This is a genomic window from Acinetobacter sp. FB (genome assembly GCF_056033405.1).
On the sequence record NZ_CM148502.1, the window covers coordinates 2,223,765 to 2,243,895 of the forward strand.

Annotated in this window: 17 protein-coding genes; 7 read left to right on the forward strand and 10 right to left on the reverse strand. The window is 38.7% G+C overall.

What is annotated here, in order from left to right:
* The 3 genes from alaS (at position 1) to csrA (ending at position 4,542) form a co-directional block, all read left to right on the forward strand.
* Positions 1 to 2,691: an alanine--tRNA ligase gene (gene alaS / locus AC0JIQ_RS10570; protein ID WP_474201622.1), complete on the forward strand. Its 2,691-nt coding sequence runs from the start codon at positions 1 to 3 to the stop codon at positions 2,689 to 2,691.
* A gap of 66 nt (positions 2,692 to 2,757) precedes the next feature.
* On the forward strand, positions 2,758 to 4,038 hold the full coding sequence (locus tag AC0JIQ_RS10575) for an aspartate kinase (protein WP_004661340.1): 1,281 nt from the start codon (positions 2,758 to 2,760) through the stop codon (positions 4,036 to 4,038).
* 240 nt (positions 4,039 to 4,278) lie between these two features.
* Complete coding sequence (gene csrA / locus AC0JIQ_RS10580) at positions 4,279 to 4,542, forward strand: carbon storage regulator CsrA (RefSeq protein ID WP_004661337.1); 264 nt, start codon at positions 4,279 to 4,281, stop codon at positions 4,540 to 4,542.
* A gap of 78 nt (positions 4,543 to 4,620) precedes the next feature.
* On the opposite strand, the gene rnhB is transcribed toward csrA, so the two are convergent.
* The 3 genes from rnhB to AC0JIQ_RS10595 all read right to left on the reverse strand — a co-directional run bounded on the left by rnhB (position 4,621) and on the right by AC0JIQ_RS10595 (position 6,134).
* The gene (gene rnhB, locus AC0JIQ_RS10585) at positions 4,621 to 5,187 is read right to left on the reverse strand and encodes a ribonuclease HII (protein WP_474203252.1); all 567 of its coding nucleotides are present in this window, start codon (positions 5,185 to 5,187) and stop codon (positions 4,621 to 4,623) included.
* 60 nt (positions 5,188 to 5,247) lie between these two features.
* A complete protein-coding gene (locus tag AC0JIQ_RS10590; protein ID WP_336937257.1) occupies positions 5,248 to 5,613 on the reverse strand; it encodes a hypothetical protein in 366 nt (121 codons plus the stop codon).
* A 146-nt stretch (positions 5,614 to 5,759) separates the two neighbouring features.
* Positions 5,760 to 6,134 (reverse strand): hypothetical protein, encoded by a 375-nt coding sequence (locus AC0JIQ_RS10595; protein WP_004661331.1) that lies wholly within the window; start codon positions 6,132 to 6,134, stop codon positions 5,760 to 5,762.
* A gap of 215 nt (positions 6,135 to 6,349) precedes the next feature.
* On the opposite strand from AC0JIQ_RS10595, the gene AC0JIQ_RS10600 reads away from it, so the two are divergent.
* A complete protein-coding gene (locus AC0JIQ_RS10600; protein ID WP_474201623.1) occupies positions 6,350 to 6,904 on the forward strand; it encodes a cytochrome b in 555 nt (184 codons plus the stop codon).
* 43 nt (positions 6,905 to 6,947) lie between these two features.
* On the opposite strand, the gene AC0JIQ_RS10605 is transcribed toward AC0JIQ_RS10600, so the two are convergent.
* The 4 genes from AC0JIQ_RS10605 to AC0JIQ_RS10620 all read right to left on the reverse strand — a co-directional run bounded on the left by AC0JIQ_RS10605 (position 6,948) and on the right by AC0JIQ_RS10620 (position 12,413).
* Positions 6,948 to 7,946, reverse strand: a complete 999-nt coding sequence (locus tag AC0JIQ_RS10605; RefSeq protein WP_474201624.1) for an adenosine deaminase — start codon at positions 7,944 to 7,946, stop codon at positions 6,948 to 6,950.
* Between the two features lie 81 nt (positions 7,947 to 8,027).
* Positions 8,028 to 9,347 carry an NCS2 family permease gene (locus tag AC0JIQ_RS10610; RefSeq protein ID WP_346511121.1) on the reverse strand — a complete coding sequence of 440 codons (1,320 nt, stop codon included), beginning with the start codon at positions 9,345 to 9,347 and terminating at the stop codon, positions 8,028 to 8,030.
* Positions 9,348 to 9,677: 330 nt separating this feature from the next.
* Positions 9,678 to 9,875: a hypothetical protein gene (locus tag AC0JIQ_RS10615; protein ID WP_004661327.1), complete on the reverse strand. Its 198-nt coding sequence runs from the start codon at positions 9,873 to 9,875 to the stop codon at positions 9,678 to 9,680.
* Between the two features lie 333 nt (positions 9,876 to 10,208).
* Positions 10,209 to 12,413 carry a TonB-dependent receptor gene (locus AC0JIQ_RS10620; protein ID WP_474201625.1) on the reverse strand — a complete coding sequence of 735 codons (2,205 nt, stop codon included), beginning with the start codon at positions 12,411 to 12,413 and terminating at the stop codon, positions 10,209 to 10,211.
* Positions 12,414 to 12,699: 286 nt separating this feature from the next.
* Here AC0JIQ_RS10620 and AC0JIQ_RS10625 point away from each other — a divergent pair, with 286 nt between their 5' ends.
* Both AC0JIQ_RS10625 and AC0JIQ_RS10630 read left to right on the forward strand, forming a co-directional pair.
* Positions 12,700 to 14,763 (forward strand): TonB-dependent receptor plug domain-containing protein, encoded by a 2,064-nt coding sequence (locus AC0JIQ_RS10625; RefSeq protein WP_474201626.1) that lies wholly within the window; start codon positions 12,700 to 12,702, stop codon positions 14,761 to 14,763.
* Between the two features lie 165 nt (positions 14,764 to 14,928).
* Entirely contained in the window at positions 14,929 to 15,153 is a 225-nt protein-coding gene (locus AC0JIQ_RS10630) for a DUF6500 family protein (protein ID WP_046738726.1), read from the forward strand.
* A gap of 9 nt (positions 15,154 to 15,162) precedes the next feature.
* Here AC0JIQ_RS10630 and AC0JIQ_RS10635 read toward each other — a convergent pair whose 3' ends face one another.
* Genes AC0JIQ_RS10635 through AC0JIQ_RS10645 form a run of 3 tightly spaced genes read right to left on the reverse strand, consistent with a single transcriptional unit; the run spans position 15,163 to position 18,848 of the window.
* A complete protein-coding gene (locus AC0JIQ_RS10635; RefSeq protein WP_474201627.1) occupies positions 15,163 to 16,635 on the reverse strand; it encodes a sulfite reductase subunit alpha in 1,473 nt (490 codons plus the stop codon).
* A gap of 10 nt (positions 16,636 to 16,645) precedes the next feature.
* A complete protein-coding gene (locus tag AC0JIQ_RS10640) occupies positions 16,646 to 17,236 on the reverse strand; it encodes a PepSY-associated TM helix domain-containing protein (protein ID WP_087546779.1) in 591 nt (196 codons plus the stop codon).
* A gap of 34 nt (positions 17,237 to 17,270) precedes the next feature.
* The gene (locus AC0JIQ_RS10645) at positions 17,271 to 18,848 is read right to left on the reverse strand and encodes a DUF2271 domain-containing protein (protein WP_474201628.1); all 1,578 of its coding nucleotides are present in this window, start codon (positions 18,846 to 18,848) and stop codon (positions 17,271 to 17,273) included.
* A 312-nt stretch (positions 18,849 to 19,160) separates the two neighbouring features.
* On the opposite strand from AC0JIQ_RS10645, the gene AC0JIQ_RS10650 reads away from it, so the two are divergent.
* The gene (locus AC0JIQ_RS10650; protein ID WP_250748492.1) at positions 19,161 to 20,042 is read left to right on the forward strand and encodes a DUF4198 domain-containing protein; all 882 of its coding nucleotides are present in this window, start codon (positions 19,161 to 19,163) and stop codon (positions 20,040 to 20,042) included.
* The last annotated feature ends 89 nt before the right edge of the window (positions 20,043 to 20,131 follow it).

The window sequence follows — 20,131 nt, forward strand, 5'->3', positions numbered from 1 at the left end:
GTGAGTACTCGTTTTATGACATCCGCTGAAATCCGTGAAGCATTTTTGCGTTACTTCGAATCGCAAGGGCATACACGTGTTGCTTCGAGTTCTCTCGTTCCTGCCAACGACCCAACTTTACTGTTTACCAATGCTGGTATGAACCAGTTTAAAGATTGTTTCTTAGGTTTAGAAAAGCGTGATTATGTTCGAGCTGTTTCATCTCAAAAATGTGTACGTGCAGGCGGCAAACACAATGACCTCGACAATGTAGGTTATACCGCACGTCATCACACTTTCTTCGAAATGTTAGGTAACTTTTCTTTCGGTGATTATTTTAAAGAAAATGCACTGAAATTTGCTTGGGAATTTTTAACCAGCGAACAATGGTTAGGCTTACCTAAAGATCGTTTATATGTCACGGTTTATCATACCGATGATGAAGCATTTGATATCTGGAACAAAGAAATCGGAATCGATGCTGAACGTATCATTCGTATTGGCGATAACAAAGGTGGCAAATACGCATCTGATAACTTCTGGGCAATGGGCGATACAGGTCCTTGTGGTCCATGCTCTGAGATCTTCTATGATCATGGCGATCATATCTGGGGTGGTTTACCAGGCTCACCGGAGGAAGATGGCGATCGTTTCATCGAAATCTGGAACAATGTATTCATGCAGTTCAACCGTACTGCGGATGGTGTCATGCACCCTCTTCCAGCACCTTCTGTAGATACTGGTATGGGCTTGGAGCGTATTTCTGCGGTTCTACAACATGTCAATTCAAACTATGAAATTGACCTGTTCCAACACTTATTAAAAGCAGCCGCTGAAATCATTGGTTTGGATACCACTACAATTGAAGCTGAAGCGAAAGCTCAAAATAAACCAGTTGAATACCCAGCTTCTTTAAAAGTAATTGCAGATCATGCACGTTCATGCTCATTCTTGATTGCTGACGGTGTTAATCCTTCAAATGAAGGTCGTGGTTATGTGTTGCGTCGTATCATTCGTCGTGCAGTGCGTCATGGTAACAAGTTAGGTGCAACAGGTTCATTCTTCTATAAGATGTTACAACCGCTAATTGAAGTGATGGGCAATGCCTATCCTGAACTTGCAGCGCAGCAAGCTCGCATCGAAGCACAGCTTCTTAAAGAAGAAGAGCAATTCGCGAAAACACTTGAGCAAGGCTTGAAGTTGTTAGAAGGTGAATTAGCACAACTGAAAGGCAATGTGATTGCTGGTGAAACCGTATTTAAACTTTACGATACTTACGGCTTCCCAACAGATTTAACGGCTGATATTGCACGTGAGCGTGACCTTACGATTGACGAAGCTGGTTTTGAAGTTGAAATGGCTGCACAACGTCAACGTGCACGTGATGCAGGTAAGTTTGCAGTTGATTACAACAGCATTGTTAAAGTTGAAGGTGAAACTCAATTTGATGGCTATGATGCAACTCAAGGCCAAGGTCAAATTGTTGCAATCTATAAAGATGGCATTCAAGTTGATGAAATCAACGAAGGCGACGAGGCACTGATCGTATTGAACCAAACCCCTTTCTATGCAGAAAGTGGTGGTCAAATCGGTGACACAGGTCTATTCAAAAACGATACAGGTATTTTCGAAGTTCAAGATACTAAAAAATCTGGTGGTGCTTTTGTCCATCAAGGTATCGTGACCATGGGTAGCCTCAAAGCCACTCAAAATGTTGAAGCAACGGTTAAAGCCGATATTCGTGCTGCGACAGCACGCAACCACTCTGCGACTCACCTTCTACACGCAGCTTTACGTCAAATTTTGGGTGAGCATGTTCAACAGAAAGGTTCTTTGGTTGCGAGTGATATTTTGCGTTTCGACTTTGCCAATGACCAACCCGTTTCATTTGAACAATTGCAACAGATTGAGCGTTTAGTTAATGCTGAAGTGATTGCCAATACAGCAGTAAGCACTGAATTACTTGATATTGAATCAGCGAAAGCCAAAGGCGCAATGATGCTTTTTGGTGAAAAGTATGGCGAAGAAGTTCGCGTACTTTCTATGGGTTCTATTATTGAAGAGAAAAACTTCTCTATCGAGCTTTGTGGTGGTATTCATGTTAAGCGCACTGGTGATATTGGTTTATTCAAAATCACTTCTGAAGGTGGTGTAGCAGCTGGTGTTCGCCGTATTGAAGCTTTAACAGGTACAAAAGCACTTGAAGTTGTTCAAAAAGCTGAAGCTGATATTCAGACGATCAATGCTTTATTAAAAGCGCAAAAAGATCAAACTGTAGAAAAAGTTGAATCAATTGTTGAAACAGCATCAGGTCTGCAAAAGCAAATTGAACAATTGAATCAAAAATTAGCCAGCTTCCAAGCAGCTGATTTATTAGATCAAGTCAAAGAAATTGCTGGTCGTCAAACGCTTATCACATCAGTAAAAGGTTTAGATGCTAAATCATTACGCAATCTTCATGACAGCGTAAAATCAAAATTGGAAGATGCAGTCATTATTTTAGCTGGTGTTGATGGTGATAAAGTGAGTTTAATCGCCTCCGTCGCTAAACAATACGCTGCAACTCTAAAAGCAGGTGACATCATCAAACATTTAGCTCAAGAGCTTGGTGGCAAAGGTGGTGGTAAACCTGACTTAGCACAAGGTGGCGCGCCACTTAACGAGAAGTTTGATCAAGTGATCGCAGCATTGCCTGCTTGGCTTGAGCAATAATAACAACTTCACTTTTGTGTAACTGACCCTGATGCCTCTCAGGGTCATGGCTTATATGGAACAACTATGGCTTTAATCGTTCAAAAATATGGCGGTACCTCTATGGGTACTCCTGAGCGCATTTTAAATGTTGCTCATCGTGTCAAGCGTTGGCATGATCACGGTCACAAAGTGGTCGTGGTTGTATCGGCAATGAGTGGTGAAACCAACCGCTTACTTGCGCTTGCTAAAGCCATTACTAGCACCCCTAACCCACGTGAACTTGATCAAATGGTGTCTACGGGTGAACAAGTAACGATTTCCATGTTAGCTATGGCACTGAATTCAATTGGTGTAGAAGCTAAATCATACACTGGACGTCAAGTTGGTATTAAAACTGACAGCGCGTTTACCAAAGCGCGTATCGAATCTATTGATACCGATGTCATGACAGCTGATTTAGACGCTGGTCGTGTGATTGTTGTCGCAGGTTTCCAAGGCTTCGATGCTGAAGGAAATATTACAACATTAGGTCGTGGTGGTTCAGATACCTCTGGTGTAGCACTTGCAGCTGCATTAAAAGCAGACGAATGCCAAATTTACACTGATGTGGATGGTGTTTATACCACTGACCCTCGTGTAGCACCTAAAGCGAAAAAAGTTGACCGTATCTCTTTTGAAGAAATGCTTGAAATGGCATCTTTAGGTTCAAAAGTTTTACAAATTCGTTCGGTTGAATTCGCAGGCAAATATCAGGTTCCATTACGAGTATTATCAAGCTTTGATAATGACAATGATGGCGCATTTGATGAAGATTTCAAACAAAACGTAGGCACACTAATCACGACTGAGGCAGAAGACGACATGGAACAACCAATTATTGCAGGCATTGCATTTAACCGTGACGAAGCAAAATTAACGATTTTGGGTGTTCCAGATGAACCGGGCATTGCCTCTAAAATCTTATCACCGATTAGTGATGCTAACATTGAAGTGGATATGATTATCCAAAATGTTGAAGAAGATGGTACTACTGATTTTACCTTTACTGTAAATCGTAATGATCTTGCTAAAGCTAAAGCAATCTTGGATCAAACAGCAAGTAGCATTGAAGGCTGTGAAGTTGTCACTCGCGATGACATCGTAAAAGTGTCTATTGTTGGTGTAGGTATGCGCTCACATGCTGGTGTAGCAAGCAAAATGTTTACAGCTCTTGCAGATGAAAGCATTAATATTCTCATGATTTCTACTTCAGAAATTAAGATTTCTGTAATCATTGAAGAAAACTACTTAGAGCTTGCTGTACGTTGCCTACATACTGCTTTTGGTTTAGACCGTGAACATGGCGAAAGTAGTGCACGTGCTTAATTAATAGCAGAATAAACATATTTACTTTCAAGTAAATAGTAAAAAATACAGAGCCACTATAGTTTTTATTACAGTGGCTCTGTTATATTAAGTTATGAGGTTTTTCAGAAGAACTCGACAGAACTTACGAAAAAAAGCTGTTTTTTACATATTTCTGTTAGAATTTTCTGTATATTAAGGCTGTGCTTTCAAACAATGAATTCCCTGTCGCAAGTTTAAGCGTTTAGCAAGGAGATAAACATGCTGATTCTGACCCGTCGTGTCGGAGAAACATTAATGATTGGGGATCAAGTCAGTGTTACTGTGCTTGGCGTAAAAGGTAATCAGGTGCGTATTGGTGTAAATGCTCCAAAAGAAGTTTCCGTGCATCGTGAGGAAATTTACCAACGTATCCAACATGAACGTGCTATGCATGAGCATTTACAACATCTTGATCAAGATTATCAACTTTCTTTTGAAGAAGATAACAACGATTTCACTCGACATAATAACTTCAATCGTTAATGTACAGAATTCTTCTCTAACAATTAAAGCGACTAATCATTAGTCGCTTTAATTTTTTATGGAGACTCATTTATATATTTATAAACCCAGTGCTTTTTTTACTGGCGCATAACTACGACGATGCTGATCAATCACGCCATACGCTGCGATTGCTTCAAAATGCGCTTTGGTTGGATAGCCTTTGTGTTTTGCAAAACCATAATTAGGGTATTGCTGATCTAGTTCATGCATTTGACGGTCACGTGTTACTTTAGCCAAGATACTTGCTGCGCTAATCTCCGCATGACTTGCATCCCCACCAACAATCGCCTCACACGATATTTCAATTCCTTTCGGAATTTGGTTGCCATCAACAATCACTTTTTCAGGCTGAATGTTTAAGGTATCTACAGCACGACGCATGGCTAAAAATGTTGCCTGTAAAATATTAATTTCGTCAATTTCTGCATGGGAAGCTTCTGCAATTGACCAAGCTAAGGCCTTCTCTTGAATTTCTAAGAAAAGTTTTTCACGTTTCTTTTCAGTTAATTTTTTAGAATCATTTAAACCCTCAATTGGATTATTAGGATCTAAAATTACCGCAGCAGCAACAACTGAACCGACTAAAGGCCCACGCCCTGCCTCATCTACACCAGCAACAAACATGATATTACTCACAAATATTAGCTGCTTCAAAGCAGCTAATTACAACTTATTTAAACTGTTCTATTTTATCACTTCTGATACGCAAGCGTTCATCGTTTTAGCGACAGCAACGCCTGTTAATGCTGTTCTAGCTTTTGAATCAACTGCCGCTAAAGCAAGCTCTGATGGAGATAATACAGTAGGTGCATTTTTACCAACACATTTACAAATTTGCTTTTTCTTCTGTTGTTTTTGGTTCTTGGTCATTAATTTACTCGCAACTTTCCAAGCCGCGAAATCATCAATGTCATGCGTACATTTGGTTTGTGCTGCAAATTGTATTGCTGACGTACCCATTTTCAGTTTAGTTGGTTCAGCACTTTGTGCGTCAACACATACAAATAAGGTAAAGAAAGAGAAAAGAATAAAAAATTTGTTCTTATTCATATAAAACCTATTCTAAATGTAAGTATTTTTATAATTTAATCATATAAATTTATTAACACGATCTCCAATTACAAGACTATATCAATTTCATATAAAAAAAGCAGAACCAAGTTAAACCTAGCCCTGCTCAGCGTATCTCATCAGAATTATTTCTTCAACACTTCTGCAACACATGCATTCACTGTTTCAGAAACAACCTGATTCACAATCGTTGCACGCGCTGTGGGATCAATCGCAGCTGTGGCCAATTCAACAGTGGTTACACTATTTGGTGCTTTTTCACTAACACATCCACATACATTCGTTTGAATATTTTCACGTTGCTCAGATGTCATTAAACGTGTCGCTGTTTTCCATGCTGGTAATGTATTGATCTCATTAATACATTTTGCATTCACAGCAATTTTTAATGCAGCCATACCTAGCTGCTGAGATGTTGTTGCAGTGGAATTATTAGTATTTGGCGCAACACACCCATTTAAAGCAAATAACATAGGCACGATAAAGAATAATTTTTTCACGAACTCAAACCTGTATCCAAAATTTTAGCACGCGTATTGTGCCTAAAGGATCACTTGAAAGAAATGACTGTGTAGATTCTTTACATAATATAACAATCAATTTGCATTTTACTTACTGTTCTACACGTAAAACGCTCTGTTACATATACGCTGTATATGAAGAAAAATGAGCTATTTAAAATCGTAAAAATCATACTCACCGCTAGGATGTTGCGATGTCAACCTCAGCACAATATTACACTCGCACAGCGCAAATTTTACACTGGCTGATGGCGGCTATTTTTATCACCGCTTGGCTGATCGGCTTTTACAGCGGTAATTTTCTCAGCTATGACGTTGATGGAAGCTTTAAAGGAAATGTTATTACACTACATAAAAATATAGCGACCACCATTATCTTTCTGGTTGTGATTCGAATTTTTTGGCGTTATACCCACCCAGCCCCTAAACTTCCAAACACCATGTCACCTATGATGAAGACTTTGGCTCATATCGGCCATTTCTTACTGTATCTCATGCTACTTGCACTACCAATTACTGGTTGTTTATTTAGTTGGAGTGCTGGACATCCAGCCCCAGTTTTATATTTATTTGAAATTCCTCGCCTAGTTCAAGACAATCCTGACCTGCTTGAAATAGTGAAACCATTACACATTTATCTTTCTTGGTTTGCAGGTTTACTTATTGTTGGTCATGCTTTAGCAGCAATAAAACATCACATCATTGATAAAGATAATGTCTTATTGAGTATGTTGCGCCAACCTAAATAAATCCTGACACATAAAAAAACCGCTTAACGCGGTTTTTTTATATTTAAATCTTTTTCACTTCCGCAATCCATTTCTGTTTCTCATCATCAGAAATAAAGGATGCCTCAAAAGAGTTAATTGCAAGTTGCTTAAGCTCATCATTCGATAAATCTAAAGCCTGCTGAATTGCTACAAAGTTATCATTCATATAACCACCGAAATATGAAGGATCATCCGAGTTTACAGTAACATGCACACCTTTTTGTAATAAACGGCGGATGTTATGCTCGCCCATATCATTCACAACACAAAGCTTTAAGTTACTTAAAGGGCAAACTGTTAATGGCATTTTTTCTGCGATTAAGCGTACCATTAACTGCTCATCTTCTTCTGAGCGAACACCATGATCAATACGGTTTACTTTGAGTAAATCCAAAGCTTCCCAGATATATTCTGGTGGGCCTTCTTCACCGGCATGTGCCACAATCAAGAAACCTGCTTCACGTGCTTTAGCAAAAACACGTTCAAATTTCGAAGGAGGATGCCCTACTTCACTCGAATCTAAACCAATTGCAATAATGTCATTTTTAAAAGGCAAGGCTTGCTCAAGTGTTTCAAATGCTTTTTCTTCACTTAAATGACGCAAGAAGCACATGATTAATTGAGAACTAATCCCTAATTTTTCTTGAGCATCTTTAGAAGCACGCTTTAAACCTGCCAGTACCGTTGCAAATTCAACCCCACGCTCAGTATGTGTTTGTGGGTCGAAGAACATCTCTGTATGCACTACACGATCTTCAGCACATTTCTCGAAATATGCCCAAGCCAGATCATAAAAATCTTGTTCATGCACCAGCACGTTCGCACCAGCATAATAGATATCAAGAAATGATTGAAGATTATGGAAGTTATAGGCTTGCTTTACTTCCTCAACTGATTGGTAAGGAATCTGAATCTGATTACGCTGTGCAATTGCAAACATCAGTTCTGGTTCAAAAGTCCCTTCAATATGCACATGCAATTCGGCTTTGGGTAAAGCACGAATCAGCTCGACTTGATTCATATTAACTCCACGTCTAAATAAAAAAGGGTGTTGCCTGTTCGGTACACCCTTTAAAGGTTTTATCAATAACTTTTAAATGGCTTAACCACCAAATGCAATAAATTTAAATACCCACAGTGCAGCAATAATCCAAACCATATAAGGAACTGTTTTTGCTTTGCCTGTAAATAATTTTACTAATGCATAACTAATAAAGCCCATTGCAATACCGTCCGCAATTGAATACGTAAATGGCATGAATACAATCGTTAAAAATGCAGGCACTGCTTCTGTAATATCATCCCAATCAATATGTGTGATTCCTTGAATCATCAACACACCGATAAATAATAATGCAGGAGCTGTTGCAAAACTTGGAACAGATTGAGCTAATGGTGCCAAGAATAAGCAACCAATAAATAAGAATGCAACGACAACGGCAGTCAAACCCGTTCGGCCACCCGCAGCAACACCCGATGCAGATTCAATATAAGGCGTAGTTGAAGATGTGCCTAATGCTGCACCTGCAACAATTGCTGTTGAATCAGCAAACAACGCTTTCTTCAAACGAGGTAACTTACCATCTTGTAGTAAACCTGCACGGTGCGATACACCAACTAAAGTCCCTGTACTATCAAATAAATCGACAATAAAGAATACAAAAATTACCCCAACCATACTCGCAGTAAATAGACCTTCAAAATCCATTTGCATAAAGGTGGGTGCAATCGATGGAATTTGTCCAACAACTCCTTTAAATTCATTTAAGCCTAAAGCTGTCGCTATTGCAGTCACAGCAAGAATACTAATGATGATCGCACCACGAATTTTAAACTGGTGTAAAATGACAATCATTAAAAAGCCAAATAAAGCCAATAAAACTGTTGGTTGTTTGATATTTCCTAAACCCACTAAAGTGGCTGGGTTATCTACAATGATGCCTGCATTTTTAAGCGCAATGAGGGCAAGAAATAAACCGATACCCCCGCCAATCGCAAATTTAAGCGACATAGGAATGGCATTGACAATTGCTTCACGAATTTTAAAAAAGCTGATTGCCAAAAAAATTAAACCTGATACAAAAACAGCCGCAAGCGCCGTCTGCCAAGGTACACCCATGCCTAAACAGACCGAATAGGTAAAATACGCATTTAAGCCCATTCCTGGTGCAAGTGCGATTGGATAATTGGCAACAATCCCCATTACCAAGCAACCAATAGCAGCAGCTAAACAGGTTGCAACAAACACGGCACCATGATCCATTCCAGTTTCGGAAAGAATAAGTGGGTTTACAATAATGATGTAACACATCGTCAAAAATGTAGTTACACCCGCTAGAACTTCTGTTCTGAAGTTGGTTTTGTTCTCACTTAATTTAAATAAGCGTTCTAAAACACCAACCGAAGCATTAGGCGTTGTCATAACATAGCACCTGTTAAAATCTGAGATCTTAGGACTTGAAATCTATACTCTTGCATTTCAATCTTTTTTGAATTTGCGAAATGGCATACACAACGACAAAGCAATCTATATGCCAGCCGAATGCTTGTGACACCAACAAGATGTATAAATGTGACCCGCTATCAAAATGTAAAAAGCTGCATAACGAGATGCAGCTTTTTATTCAATGGTAAATATTTTAACAGATTCTAAGCAAAACTTGATGGCTTCGGATCAAAAAAAGCCTAGTGATCATACATCCAACAAAGACACATACACTGAATTGCAATAATTATTGATTAATATCAATGACTATTGATTGTTCTTATACGATGACAAATGTGTGTGCTTGGTATAATTAGGATTATTCTGGATCACATGCAAACTATGTTCCGCATCATTTACAATTTTCATGAGCTCTTGGCGTCTTTTATCTTGGGCATCTACATATGCAGCGTAACCCAAAACGACAATGGAACAAACAACAAGCAATGGAAGGAATATCTTCATTATTATTATCTCAATTGTATGCTTTTCTTGAATATTAACAAAAATAGACAAAAACGAGAACTAGTTAACATTAAATAATCACAAATTAAAAATAAGTCACAATTATATGATTATTTATGAATTAATTTTGTATGTTTTTCATCCAAATAAATCTTAAATTATTTATATTCTTAATGCAATTGCATTTTATATAATTCAATAAGATAGCTTGAAATTTAAGCATTTTTTATAACATTTGGTAAAATTAAAGATGAATTATTATCAAAAAATCAAATAAAAAAGCATCTTTAGTTTAACTAAAGATGCTTTTACTCATATGCGATCTAAACAAGTTTAAAACTGATAATTGAATCGAACTAGAACATTACGTGGTGTTCCAGGCATTGACTCTGAGCGCCAATAGTCTTTATTGGTTAGGTTATTTACAGCAATCGTGACATTCCATGGATCAGCACTATAGCCAATTGCAGCATCTAAACGCGTGAATCCTTGAAAATCGATAGGCGTATTATCTAAATTGCCATTTGAATATATCTTCGCATCACCAACATAAGTTGCGCCAATTTCACCATAGATCTTCTCGACTGGTAAATAGCGTATAAATAAGTTTCCAGTATGGCGTGGAGTATTATTGAGTACTTTACCAACATTGGTCGCTTTATTGTCTTTAGAAATCTCTGTATCCATATAGCTATAGCCTCCCCGTACAAACAAGTTATCTAAAGCACGTCCAATAAAGCTAAACTCTATCCCTTTAGACTGATGCTGTCCCCCAACAACCCATTCTTCTGGTTTATTTACTGAATCAGGCTGGTAACGAATATTATTTTTACGGATATCATAAATAGAAAGCTGAGTATTCAATCGATCATTAAGCCAATCACTTTTTACCCCAATTTCGTACTGTTCGTTATATTGTGGTTTCGCATCGAAAGCATTTAACTTGCTATCTCCAGAGACCACATTAACACTGACCCGCCCACCAAAAGGTGCGAAGCTCTTGCTATAAGCAGCATAAAAACTTTGGCTCTCTATCGGTTGCCAAATAAAACCAATATTCGGACTGAAGCTTTCGCCATCGATACTACGATGATAGTCTAAAGCATCACTAGCCTTCAAACGATTGGTTGTTTCAGATTGAAAATAATCATATCGACCACCTAACATCACTTTAAAATAATCATTAAAACTAATGAGGTCTTGAACAAATAAACCATAAGCTTCATTTTGGTTATAGTTGTGAGTTCTAATTCTTAAATCACCTGTACCTCGAGAACTACTACGCTCTCCTGTAATTGGATTAACATAGCCATATATAGCTGAGCCATTTTTATTTTGATTGGCTAAAAGTGGTTCTCGTTGCTCGTATGTCCAATCAGCACCAATCAATACATTATGTTTTAACAGTCCTGTATCAAATTCTCCACGTATATCAAAAGTGTTACTGGTGGTTTTGTTATTGGTTTGCTGCCAATAATAAATCTGCGAAATTTCACCGACATGCCCTTTACATGAACCCGCATTTGAAATCACTGTATTTTCAGTGGTGCAAAGCCCTCCCAAATAGAAATGATCAAAGTTTTGTTGAGCCTCTCGGTAGCTCACAGCCCAGTGAAAATTCCATTTTGGCTCAAATTCATAATTCAAATCAGAACGAGCAACCTGTAAAACATCATTTACGTAGTCACCCTCTTGTGCAAAACCTGTTTTAATTGAAGTTCCCTCTGGTAGTGCAGAAAATGATGGACCACGATCAGGCACACGATGTAGTTTGTCGTAGGTATATTGCATCGTCCACGTTAGACCATCATCATTTTTATAAGTAAAGCTTGGCGAGAGCATTTCAATTTTATTTTCGATCCCAGAACGAAAACTATTTGACGCTCCATATTCACCAGTCAAACGTACAGCTAGGTTATCTGTAAGCACTTGGTTTAAATCAGCTGTCGTACCGTAATTATCATAAGAGCCTGTATAAAGACCAACTGAACTTTTGGAATCAAAGTTGGCAAATTTACTCACCATATTGATCACCCCACCGCCTGAACTACGTCCGTAAAGAACAGATGCTGGGCCCTTCAATATTTCAATGCGCTCAATATTTGCAGTACTACGGCGAACTTGACCACTTTCACGCACACCATCACGATAAATATCGCCTGTATCCGCATTAAATCCCCGCAAGTTGATGCCATCACCACGCATATCATAGCTCGTTGATACCCCAGGTGTTCCCTGTAACATCACACTTAGATCATTTGCCCCGTAGATTTTATATTTCTGAACATCAATCGTATCAATGGTTTGAGGAATATCTTTTTTCTTTAGCCCATTTCGAGTCACACTGGCTTGTTCATAATCAATATAGCTTTTAATTGGATCAAGCTCGCTCATTGCTTCAATTTTAATCGTTGGCATAACCGCAGTCTGAGTATTGTTCTCGTTGGCAAATAGGTACTGCGCTTGTAAGAGCATTAAGTTTAATGCACTAAATCTAAAAATAGGCTTGTGAGAGAGCGTAACATATCGAGATGTCATAAGAATTCCAAACAAAAAAATCAGACAAATATTAAGAAAAACTTAAAATATAAAAAACAATACAATATTAATGAAAATAATTCTTATTTTCACCATATTTTACATAAATTCTTTATCACAGCTTATTTAGCAGTCAATTTTTACGAAATCATGCTCTTTAATAGCGCATAAATGATTAAAAAATATTTTTAAATCTGAGGCTTATTTAAGCTAAATTCCATTTTTCTACACAATTTTACATTAGGCTACACACAAAATAATTTGATCTTTCTTTTGGGGTACTTGAATGAAATATCCACTCTATTCTGGGAAATTGAGTGTACTTAGCTCGGCATTACTCAGTATCAGCACTTCAGTTTTCGCCGCTGATAGCAACATAACAGCACCCACAGAACCGGCAACGCAGGTTTTACCTACCCTATCGTTTAAAGCATCAGCAGAGCCACAAAAACCAAAAGATGATGATATAAGTGCTGTACCTAAAACCATTATCACTCGTGATGAAATGCTACAGTACGGCGATCAATTCGTCATGGATGCATTACGTAGAGCTGCTGGATTTCAACTTCCAACACCAGGACAAGGTCCACGCGGTGGTGGCGGCGCTTCTGGAATGCGTTTCCGTGGTGGAGCTGGTCCAACATTCCTTATCAATGGTGAACCTGTGCAAGGTGGACCACGTGGTGGGATGTCTATTATTGACACGATTACCCCTGAAATGATTGAACGAATTGAAGTTGTGAAGCAGCCAAGTGTTGCCCAAGCGTCTGTTGCGTCATCAGCTGTTATCAATATTATTTTGAAAGAACCTCTCGATAGTCGTATCAGTGGCTCGATAAAAGTAGGTTATGGTAAGTACGAGGATTCTGAGAAACAATCAAAGAGCGAACAAAAAATCAGCCTACAAGCTGATGGTCGTGAAAATCAATGGTCATATAGTGTTTCTGCAAATCAAATGTGGGTTGATAACACCTCCCTAACCAAAACAGAAACATCAGCGGGTACACGTGAACAATCGCGCACGGTCAATCGAAGCATGCAAATGTTTTCACCTCGCTTGCAATACGATCTCGATGATCAACAAAAATTGATTGCCGAATTATTCTATCGCAACATCAAAATGGATGGTTATTCAGCCAATCAAACGCAAGATGATAAAAATGATAGCATTCGTTTAAATACACGTTATGAGCGGAAAGACAAAGACTTAAGCGATAAGATTCGGCTATCCGTTGAACGTCAAACCGAAACTCAACTCACCCGCTCACCACAAAATACCATTTATACCGATGAAACCATTCATGAATATGGTCTCGCTTATGATGGGATGCGTAAATTAGATCCGACTCGTCAAATCAAATTTGGTGTTGATACACGGAGTAGTAATTTAGACAGTAATGTGAGCAATAGTTTAGATGAGCAACGTTATGCTTTATATGCTGAGGGAAGCTGGCGTTTCACAGATCGACAAACGATTACGTTGGGCGCACGCCAAGAATGGTTAAATCGCTCTGGTCTAGTTGATTATCAGGACCAACATCTTAGCCCTGTACTTGCTTATCGTTTTGATCTAACCGAACAATGGTCGATTCAAACCAACCTGAGCCAAGCATTTAACAGTCCAAAAACTGATCGTCTAATTCCGAACGTAACTGTTTCTACAGATAGCGATGCTGGTTCATTGAATAATCCTGATCGCGGCGGTAATCCTGACTTAAAAGCAGAGAAAACAAGCGCTGTAGAGTCAACTCTGGCATATGACTCAGCGAATGGTGGTATGAGTTTAACTGCATATCATCGCGAAATTAAAGATTACATCGAAAAGGTGATTGCACTTGAAGGTTCACGTTATGTTGAACGTCCACAAAACCAAAATCAAGCAACGACCTATGGTGTTGAACTTTCTGGACGTTATGCACTGAAACAAACGGATGCAGGTCATTCATTTATGCTGAATGGGCAAATATCAACGATTCGTGCCAAAGTTGAAGATGAACAGCACAATGAGCGTTTAGTCAGCGATGTTGCCCCATATAATGCAAGTGCAGGTTTATCTTATAACTTTAAGCCTTGGCAACTTTCTACCAGTATGAATCTAAGTTATACGCCTGAGTTTACGCGTGGCTTAGATGGTCAGCCTTATGATCGAACAACCAATCAACGTTTTGGATTAGACCTCAGTGCAACCAAACGTTTCACTGGTGGCTGGGCAGCAAGTTTGAATCTCAACAATCTACTCAGCACAGATTATAAAGAACGACTGACCAATCAATCTGACGGTAGTTTATATCAAGCAAGAACAAATCAAGGTATGGCGAGTTTCCAATTCTCTGTTGAGAAAAAGTTCTAACTTTACTACCTAGGCTAAGTTGATTCACCATTAACAAAAGCCAGTTATGAAAATAGCTGGCTTTTTAGATTTCAAAATAGATATTAAAAATCGGATTATGAAAATTTTCGATATTGGGAATGCTATGATCTGCATATTATTTTATTTAATGAATAAAGGATAATAATGAGAGCCGAACTCAAAGCCAAAATCCTACAGGTCTGCGATGAAAAAATTGCAAAAAAAGGCAGTAACGTGGGACTTTCTTTTTATGCTTTCTTTGCCAATAAAAATGATGATCCTGAATGCTTAATGGAAGCTGCTCATTGGTGGATCATTGAACATCGACTTGATCATTTTGAAAAAGCTGACAAGATCAAAGCACTGGTCCTAGCCCAATCTGACAACTAATCGATAGACTTAATACACATCGCGTTGATAACGCTGTTGCTGCTTAAGCTGTTCTACCTGTTCATGCCCTAGAATCTGTTTTAGTGCTTGATCAACACCGCTCGCCATACCTTGTAAACTACCACAGACATATATCGCTGCACCTTGTGCAATCCATGCTTGTAATTGAACCGATTGTGTTCTTAGACAATCTTGCACATAGACTTTTTCAGCCTGATCACGTGAAAAAGCATAATCCACATGCTCCAGAAAACCATGCTGCTGCCAATACCGAATTTCTGTTTGATATAAATGATCAAACTGCTGCTGTCTTTCACCAAAAATTAGCCAATTATTTTTGTATCCCCAATGCTCACGTTGGCGTAAATGCGCAACTAGACCTGCGATTCCCGTACCATTGCCAATTAAAATCAGTGGTCGTTCATCGTGAACTAAGTGGAAACTTGGATTATGTCGTATATTGGCTTGCAGCGATTGGTCTTGCTCCAACCCCACTGTCAACCAACCTGAGCCTAGTCCTAAACCTGATTCAGTCTGTTGCTGTCTCACCACCAATTCGATTAAACCATTTTCAGGTAAGCTTGCAATCGAATACTCACGCTGAGCTAAGGATTCAAATTGTGTAATCCATTCAGCAAATGAAAGTGATGCACGCGGTGGTAGTTCTCTTAAATTTAAGCGGCGCAGTTGAGGAATGAAATCCACTGCATCTTTTTGCTGTTGTGCTGCTAAAAAATTCTGAATATCAATCGTATTATTTTCACATTGAATTTCTAAAATATCGCCTGATGACCAAACCAAATCTTGTTCAGGAATCAATTGGATTTTATAAATTGCTTCCCCAATACTGCCTCTATTCAAGCATTGGCGATGAGCAAACTTTAACTCTACATGCTCTTTTTCAATGGATAGCGCTGAAAATTGAGTGGTGGTTAACTGCTCTAAGCCCAGCAACCATTGTTCTAAATCACGACTATTAAGTTGATCAACACAGACCGTCGGAAATAGAGCTTGAGCTTGCTGCTTCAATAACCATTGTTCTAGTATTTTCCCAAACTGACAAAAATTCGAGTAACGTTGATCACCCAATGCAAGCACTGAAAATGATAAATGCGATAAATCTAAAGATTGGGACAATATTTTATGCACAAATGGCTGGGCAGCATCAGGTGCATCCCCTTCGCCATAGGTACTCACTACCCATAAAATACGTTGATGTTGCGTTAAATCAGCAATACTCAGTTCTTGAATATTTCGAATTGCAGTGTGATGATCAATTAAACGCAATTGTTCAGCGGTGTGATTTGCCCAAGATTCAGCATGTCCAGATTGACTGGCATACACCACTAAATAAGCAGGATGATCTTGCTTGGCTTTTTGCTTCACATAACGTTGTTGCCATAACAACCAAACGATTATAAGGAGATGTAGACTCAATAATATTGCCAATATCACAATAATCGTCAGTACAGCTTGAGTCATCCTTTCACCCTTAAATGGCAGACCAAATGAGCAAAATAATTGCCGATAAACTACATGCCGTTAAAAGCAGATGTGTCACTAGACGGGTTTTAATGGTCAGAAACAGAATATAACCAGCCAACGATAATAAAATAATGATGATTGCACTGATATCAATTAACCAATGCCAAGCCGCTCCAACATTTTTCCCACGATGCAGATCATTCAATAGTGAAACCGTAGTGGCTGGTTTCTGTGTCATCTCAACATCACCATTGTCGAGCAACACCCATAAGTCTGTTGAACCTGCTGGGCTTTCAAGACGAATCATGACTTCACCATCCATCACTTCGCTACTTTTATAACGACCAATTAAAGGCTGTTTTGTACGAACATATTCAATAATACTTTGACTTGGATTCTCTTGTTTTTGCAGAGACTCAACCAGTGTTGGCGGCAAAGTGAATGTAGTCGTTTGCTCTTCATTCTTTGATTTAAACCAATCAGGGTTATTAAGGAATAAACCTGTAGCAGCAAAGAAGATCAAAACGATAAAGGCAAAGGCAGAAAGCCAACCATGCACATAACGTGCATGGCGGTAAAAATCACGGCGTTGATACAAGGGACTAGCCTCATAGATGGAGTGATGCTAGAAATTAAGCACCACGTTGGAAATTCAGTTTAACTGTACCAATTTCTGCTTGAGCAGGCAGCGTTTGTGTTGCAGCTTTTGGTGTGACATTCAACTCAATGGTTTGATAAGAATGATCACCATGCTCACGCGAGGTTTCAATATGGATAATATATTTACCCGCATCCACCATTTTACCTGCTTCATCTTTACCATCCCAAGCTAACTTATACTGTCCTGGTTGACGTGAAGGTTTTGCAACAGCATCTAAGTTTGGCATTTGACGACCATATCGACGCCACCAAACATAGTTTGAGTTAATCCACTTCTCATCTTTACCCCAGACAGCCAGTGTACGCACAATCTTTTTATCGCTATCTGTAACCCAAACTGACACATAAGGTGCACGGTAGTTGTCTACTGCGATCTTTGGAATATTCACTTCTAATTGAGCTTGGTAGCCTTTTGGCCAAGCTGTTGCTGTACCAGTTGCAGCTACATGACGCATTGTTTTAGGTTGATTGGCATCTAATAATGATGACCAGCCTGAACTTTGATAACGTGTGCCATCAGTTGCAATAAGTTGAGCTTCATAACCAACGAGTTGTTCAATCAGTTGCATCCCTTCATGTGCAGGCATTGCGGTTAATGCTGTTGCTAAAGCATCTGAATCGGCTGCACATTGCCCAACCACGACACATTGTTCAACGTTCTGAATCGGATGTCCTGTATGTGGATTTAACAAATGCGATTGATTTGCGAACCCACGATAGCCTTGACCACTAAAAGCTACAGCTTGATCTTTAAGGTTGAGTACTTGAGTTGGTGCAACATTATCAAAACGTTCATTCGGGTCTTGTACACCAACTTTCCAACCCGCTAGTTGAGGTGATTGCCCCCATACACGCATATCGCCGCCAATATCGATTAGAATACCTTGTAAATGTGGCACTGCTTGTTTAGCTGCTAATAAAGCACGATCAATTACATAGCCTTTAGCGTAAGCATCAGGTGCGATTTTAATAGCTGATGCTGTTTTAATCTGCTTTGTTACAGGGTTAAGTTCAATACTTTGCGTTTGTAACTGTCGTAATAAAGATTCTTGAGTGTTGTCATCCAAACGTTGGACTTGATTGCTATTTTCCCATAATTGGATCAATTGCCCTAAACGTGCATCAAAGCCACCACACGTTGCACTACGCCACTGTTCACAAGCTGCGACAACATCATAAAGCTCAGATGAAGCCGAAATTTGCTGCTCACGATTTAATTGGCTGATTTCACTATCATCACGCCAAACAGAAAGAATCTGATCAAGCCTCACAATTTCTGTTTGAATCGCTTGTAAAGCTTTTTCTGCATCTTGTTGCTGGGATGTAGTGACAACAACATCTAAAGATGTGCCTAGTACATGATCTTGATGAAAACGATAACTTGGTAATTGGATTGGCGCGGATAATTGATGTGCATCTTTTATATTTATACTTAGTTCATCTGCTTGAGTCGCCGTAAATGGGGACATCATAACAGTTAACGCAGCCATCAACGGAGATAAACGAAAAATTATCTGTATTGGACGAAAAATTTGTTGAGTTGATGACATACGGGGATTCCATTTTCCAAGATTTACTTAAAATCTACTGGTCGCTCAATTAAAGTAATGCTCTTCTCTTTCTGTCTCAATACTTAACTTAGACTACGATATAATTTGATAAAATTTTTCAATAAAATCAATAACATTAATCTTCATTAAAAATTAAGCTAAAAGAGAGGAATAACTTTTTAATCATCAACTTAGTTTTTGAACATGACGATTAAAAATTTATCGAAATGATATTGCAATTGATACTCGTTATCAAGTAGATTGTGGCAAATCTTTTGCATTTTTGTATATTTCTCTTTTAAGGAATTTTTCATGCGTCATTTGATTACGACTGGATTACTCGCGCTGTTACCAACCTTGAGTTTTGCTCATACTGCCAGCCCATTTTTACTGCCTGAAGTCTTCGATAGCAAATCTGACAGTGTGAGCTTTCAAAGTGGTATTACAGTAGAAAAATTCTTTGTCCCAAGTAGAAATTTTAAAACCAGCTATCAAGTCACAACGCCTGAAGGTAAAACTGAATCTTTCAATGCAGCAGCTGAACTCAAAAAATTTAATATCGCTGAATTCAATTTAACCAATGATGGTACCTATCGTATTCGCACAAAAGAAGCGACTGGTAATCCAACTAAATATGCTCAAATTGATGGGCGTTGGTTACGTGTTCGTCCATCACGACCTGCAAATGCTGCACCTATGCAACCTCAAGCAAATGCTGAACAAAAAGCACCTCAGCAAGCAAGCCAACCGCCACGTTTTGTGACAGAGGATCAAATCCCAGCTAATGCAAAAACAATTCAAACAACAAACTATTACCTTGCTGAAAGCTTTGTGACCAAGGGCAAACCTAGCCCAATTCCACAAATAGAAAATAAAGGTTTTGAGTTTAAGTTTTTAACTCACCCCAATGAACTGTACGCTGGTGAGTCATTAAAAGCTCAAGTTTTAATAGATGGAAAACCTGTACCAAATTTAGAAGTTGATGTATTTAAAGGTGCGAGCAGCTATCAACCAAATGCTAAACGTGAACAACCGCACGTGAAAACTAACGCTAAAGGTGAGCTTGAAATTAAATTTAATGAAGCTGGTATTTATTTAATTGCAGCGACTTATCCAGAAGCGAATAGTGACAATACTAAACAACCTGTTGCTCAAACATACACGTATAGTGTTACAGTCGAAGTAACTGAATAATTAAAATCTATCTTGGAAATGGTTGTTTTTAAGCGGCCATTTCTAACAAATATTCCCTCAACCTTACTCTCCGAATAAATCGTGGGTTT

What these genes read in the sequence shown, in the direction of transcription:
- rnhB (WP_474203252.1), bottom strand. Translation starts at nt 5,187, where the DNA reads ATGTTTGTTGCTGGTGTAGATGAGGCAGGGCGTGGGCCTTTAGTCGGT.
- csrA (WP_004661337.1), top strand. Translation starts at nt 4,279, where the DNA reads ATGCTGATTCTGACCCGTCGTGTCGGAGAAACATTAATGATTGGGGAT.
- AC0JIQ_RS10635 (WP_474201627.1), bottom strand. Translation starts at nt 16,635, where the DNA reads ATGACTCAAGCTGTACTGACGATTATTGTGATATTGGCAATATTATTG.
- AC0JIQ_RS10575 (WP_004661340.1), top strand. Translation starts at nt 2,758, where the DNA reads ATGGCTTTAATCGTTCAAAAATATGGCGGTACCTCTATGGGTACTCCT.
- AC0JIQ_RS10615 (WP_004661327.1), bottom strand. Translation starts at nt 9,875, where the DNA reads ATGAAGATATTCCTTCCATTGCTTGTTGTTTGTTCCATTGTCGTTTTG.
- AC0JIQ_RS10605 (WP_474201624.1), bottom strand. Translation starts at nt 7,946, where the DNA reads ATGAATCAAGTCGAGCTGATTCGTGCTTTACCCAAAGCCGAATTGCAT.
- AC0JIQ_RS10610 (WP_346511121.1), bottom strand. Translation starts at nt 9,347, where the DNA reads ATGACAACGCCTAATGCTTCGGTTGGTGTTTTAGAACGCTTATTTAAA.
- AC0JIQ_RS10630 (WP_046738726.1), top strand. Translation starts at nt 14,929, where the DNA reads ATGAGAGCCGAACTCAAAGCCAAAATCCTACAGGTCTGCGATGAAAAA.
- AC0JIQ_RS10600 (WP_474201623.1), top strand. Translation starts at nt 6,350, where the DNA reads ATGTCAACCTCAGCACAATATTACACTCGCACAGCGCAAATTTTACAC.
- AC0JIQ_RS10645 (WP_474201628.1), bottom strand. Translation starts at nt 18,848, where the DNA reads ATGTCATCAACTCAACAAATTTTTCGTCCAATACAGATAATTTTTCGT.
- AC0JIQ_RS10650 (WP_250748492.1), top strand. Translation starts at nt 19,161, where the DNA reads ATGCGTCATTTGATTACGACTGGATTACTCGCGCTGTTACCAACCTTG.
- AC0JIQ_RS10625 (WP_474201626.1), top strand. Translation starts at nt 12,700, where the DNA reads ATGAAATATCCACTCTATTCTGGGAAATTGAGTGTACTTAGCTCGGCA.
- AC0JIQ_RS10620 (WP_474201625.1), bottom strand. Translation starts at nt 12,413, where the DNA reads ATGACATCTCGATATGTTACGCTCTCTCACAAGCCTATTTTTAGATTT.
- AC0JIQ_RS10590 (WP_336937257.1), bottom strand. Translation starts at nt 5,613, where the DNA reads ATGAATAAGAACAAATTTTTTATTCTTTTCTCTTTCTTTACCTTATTT.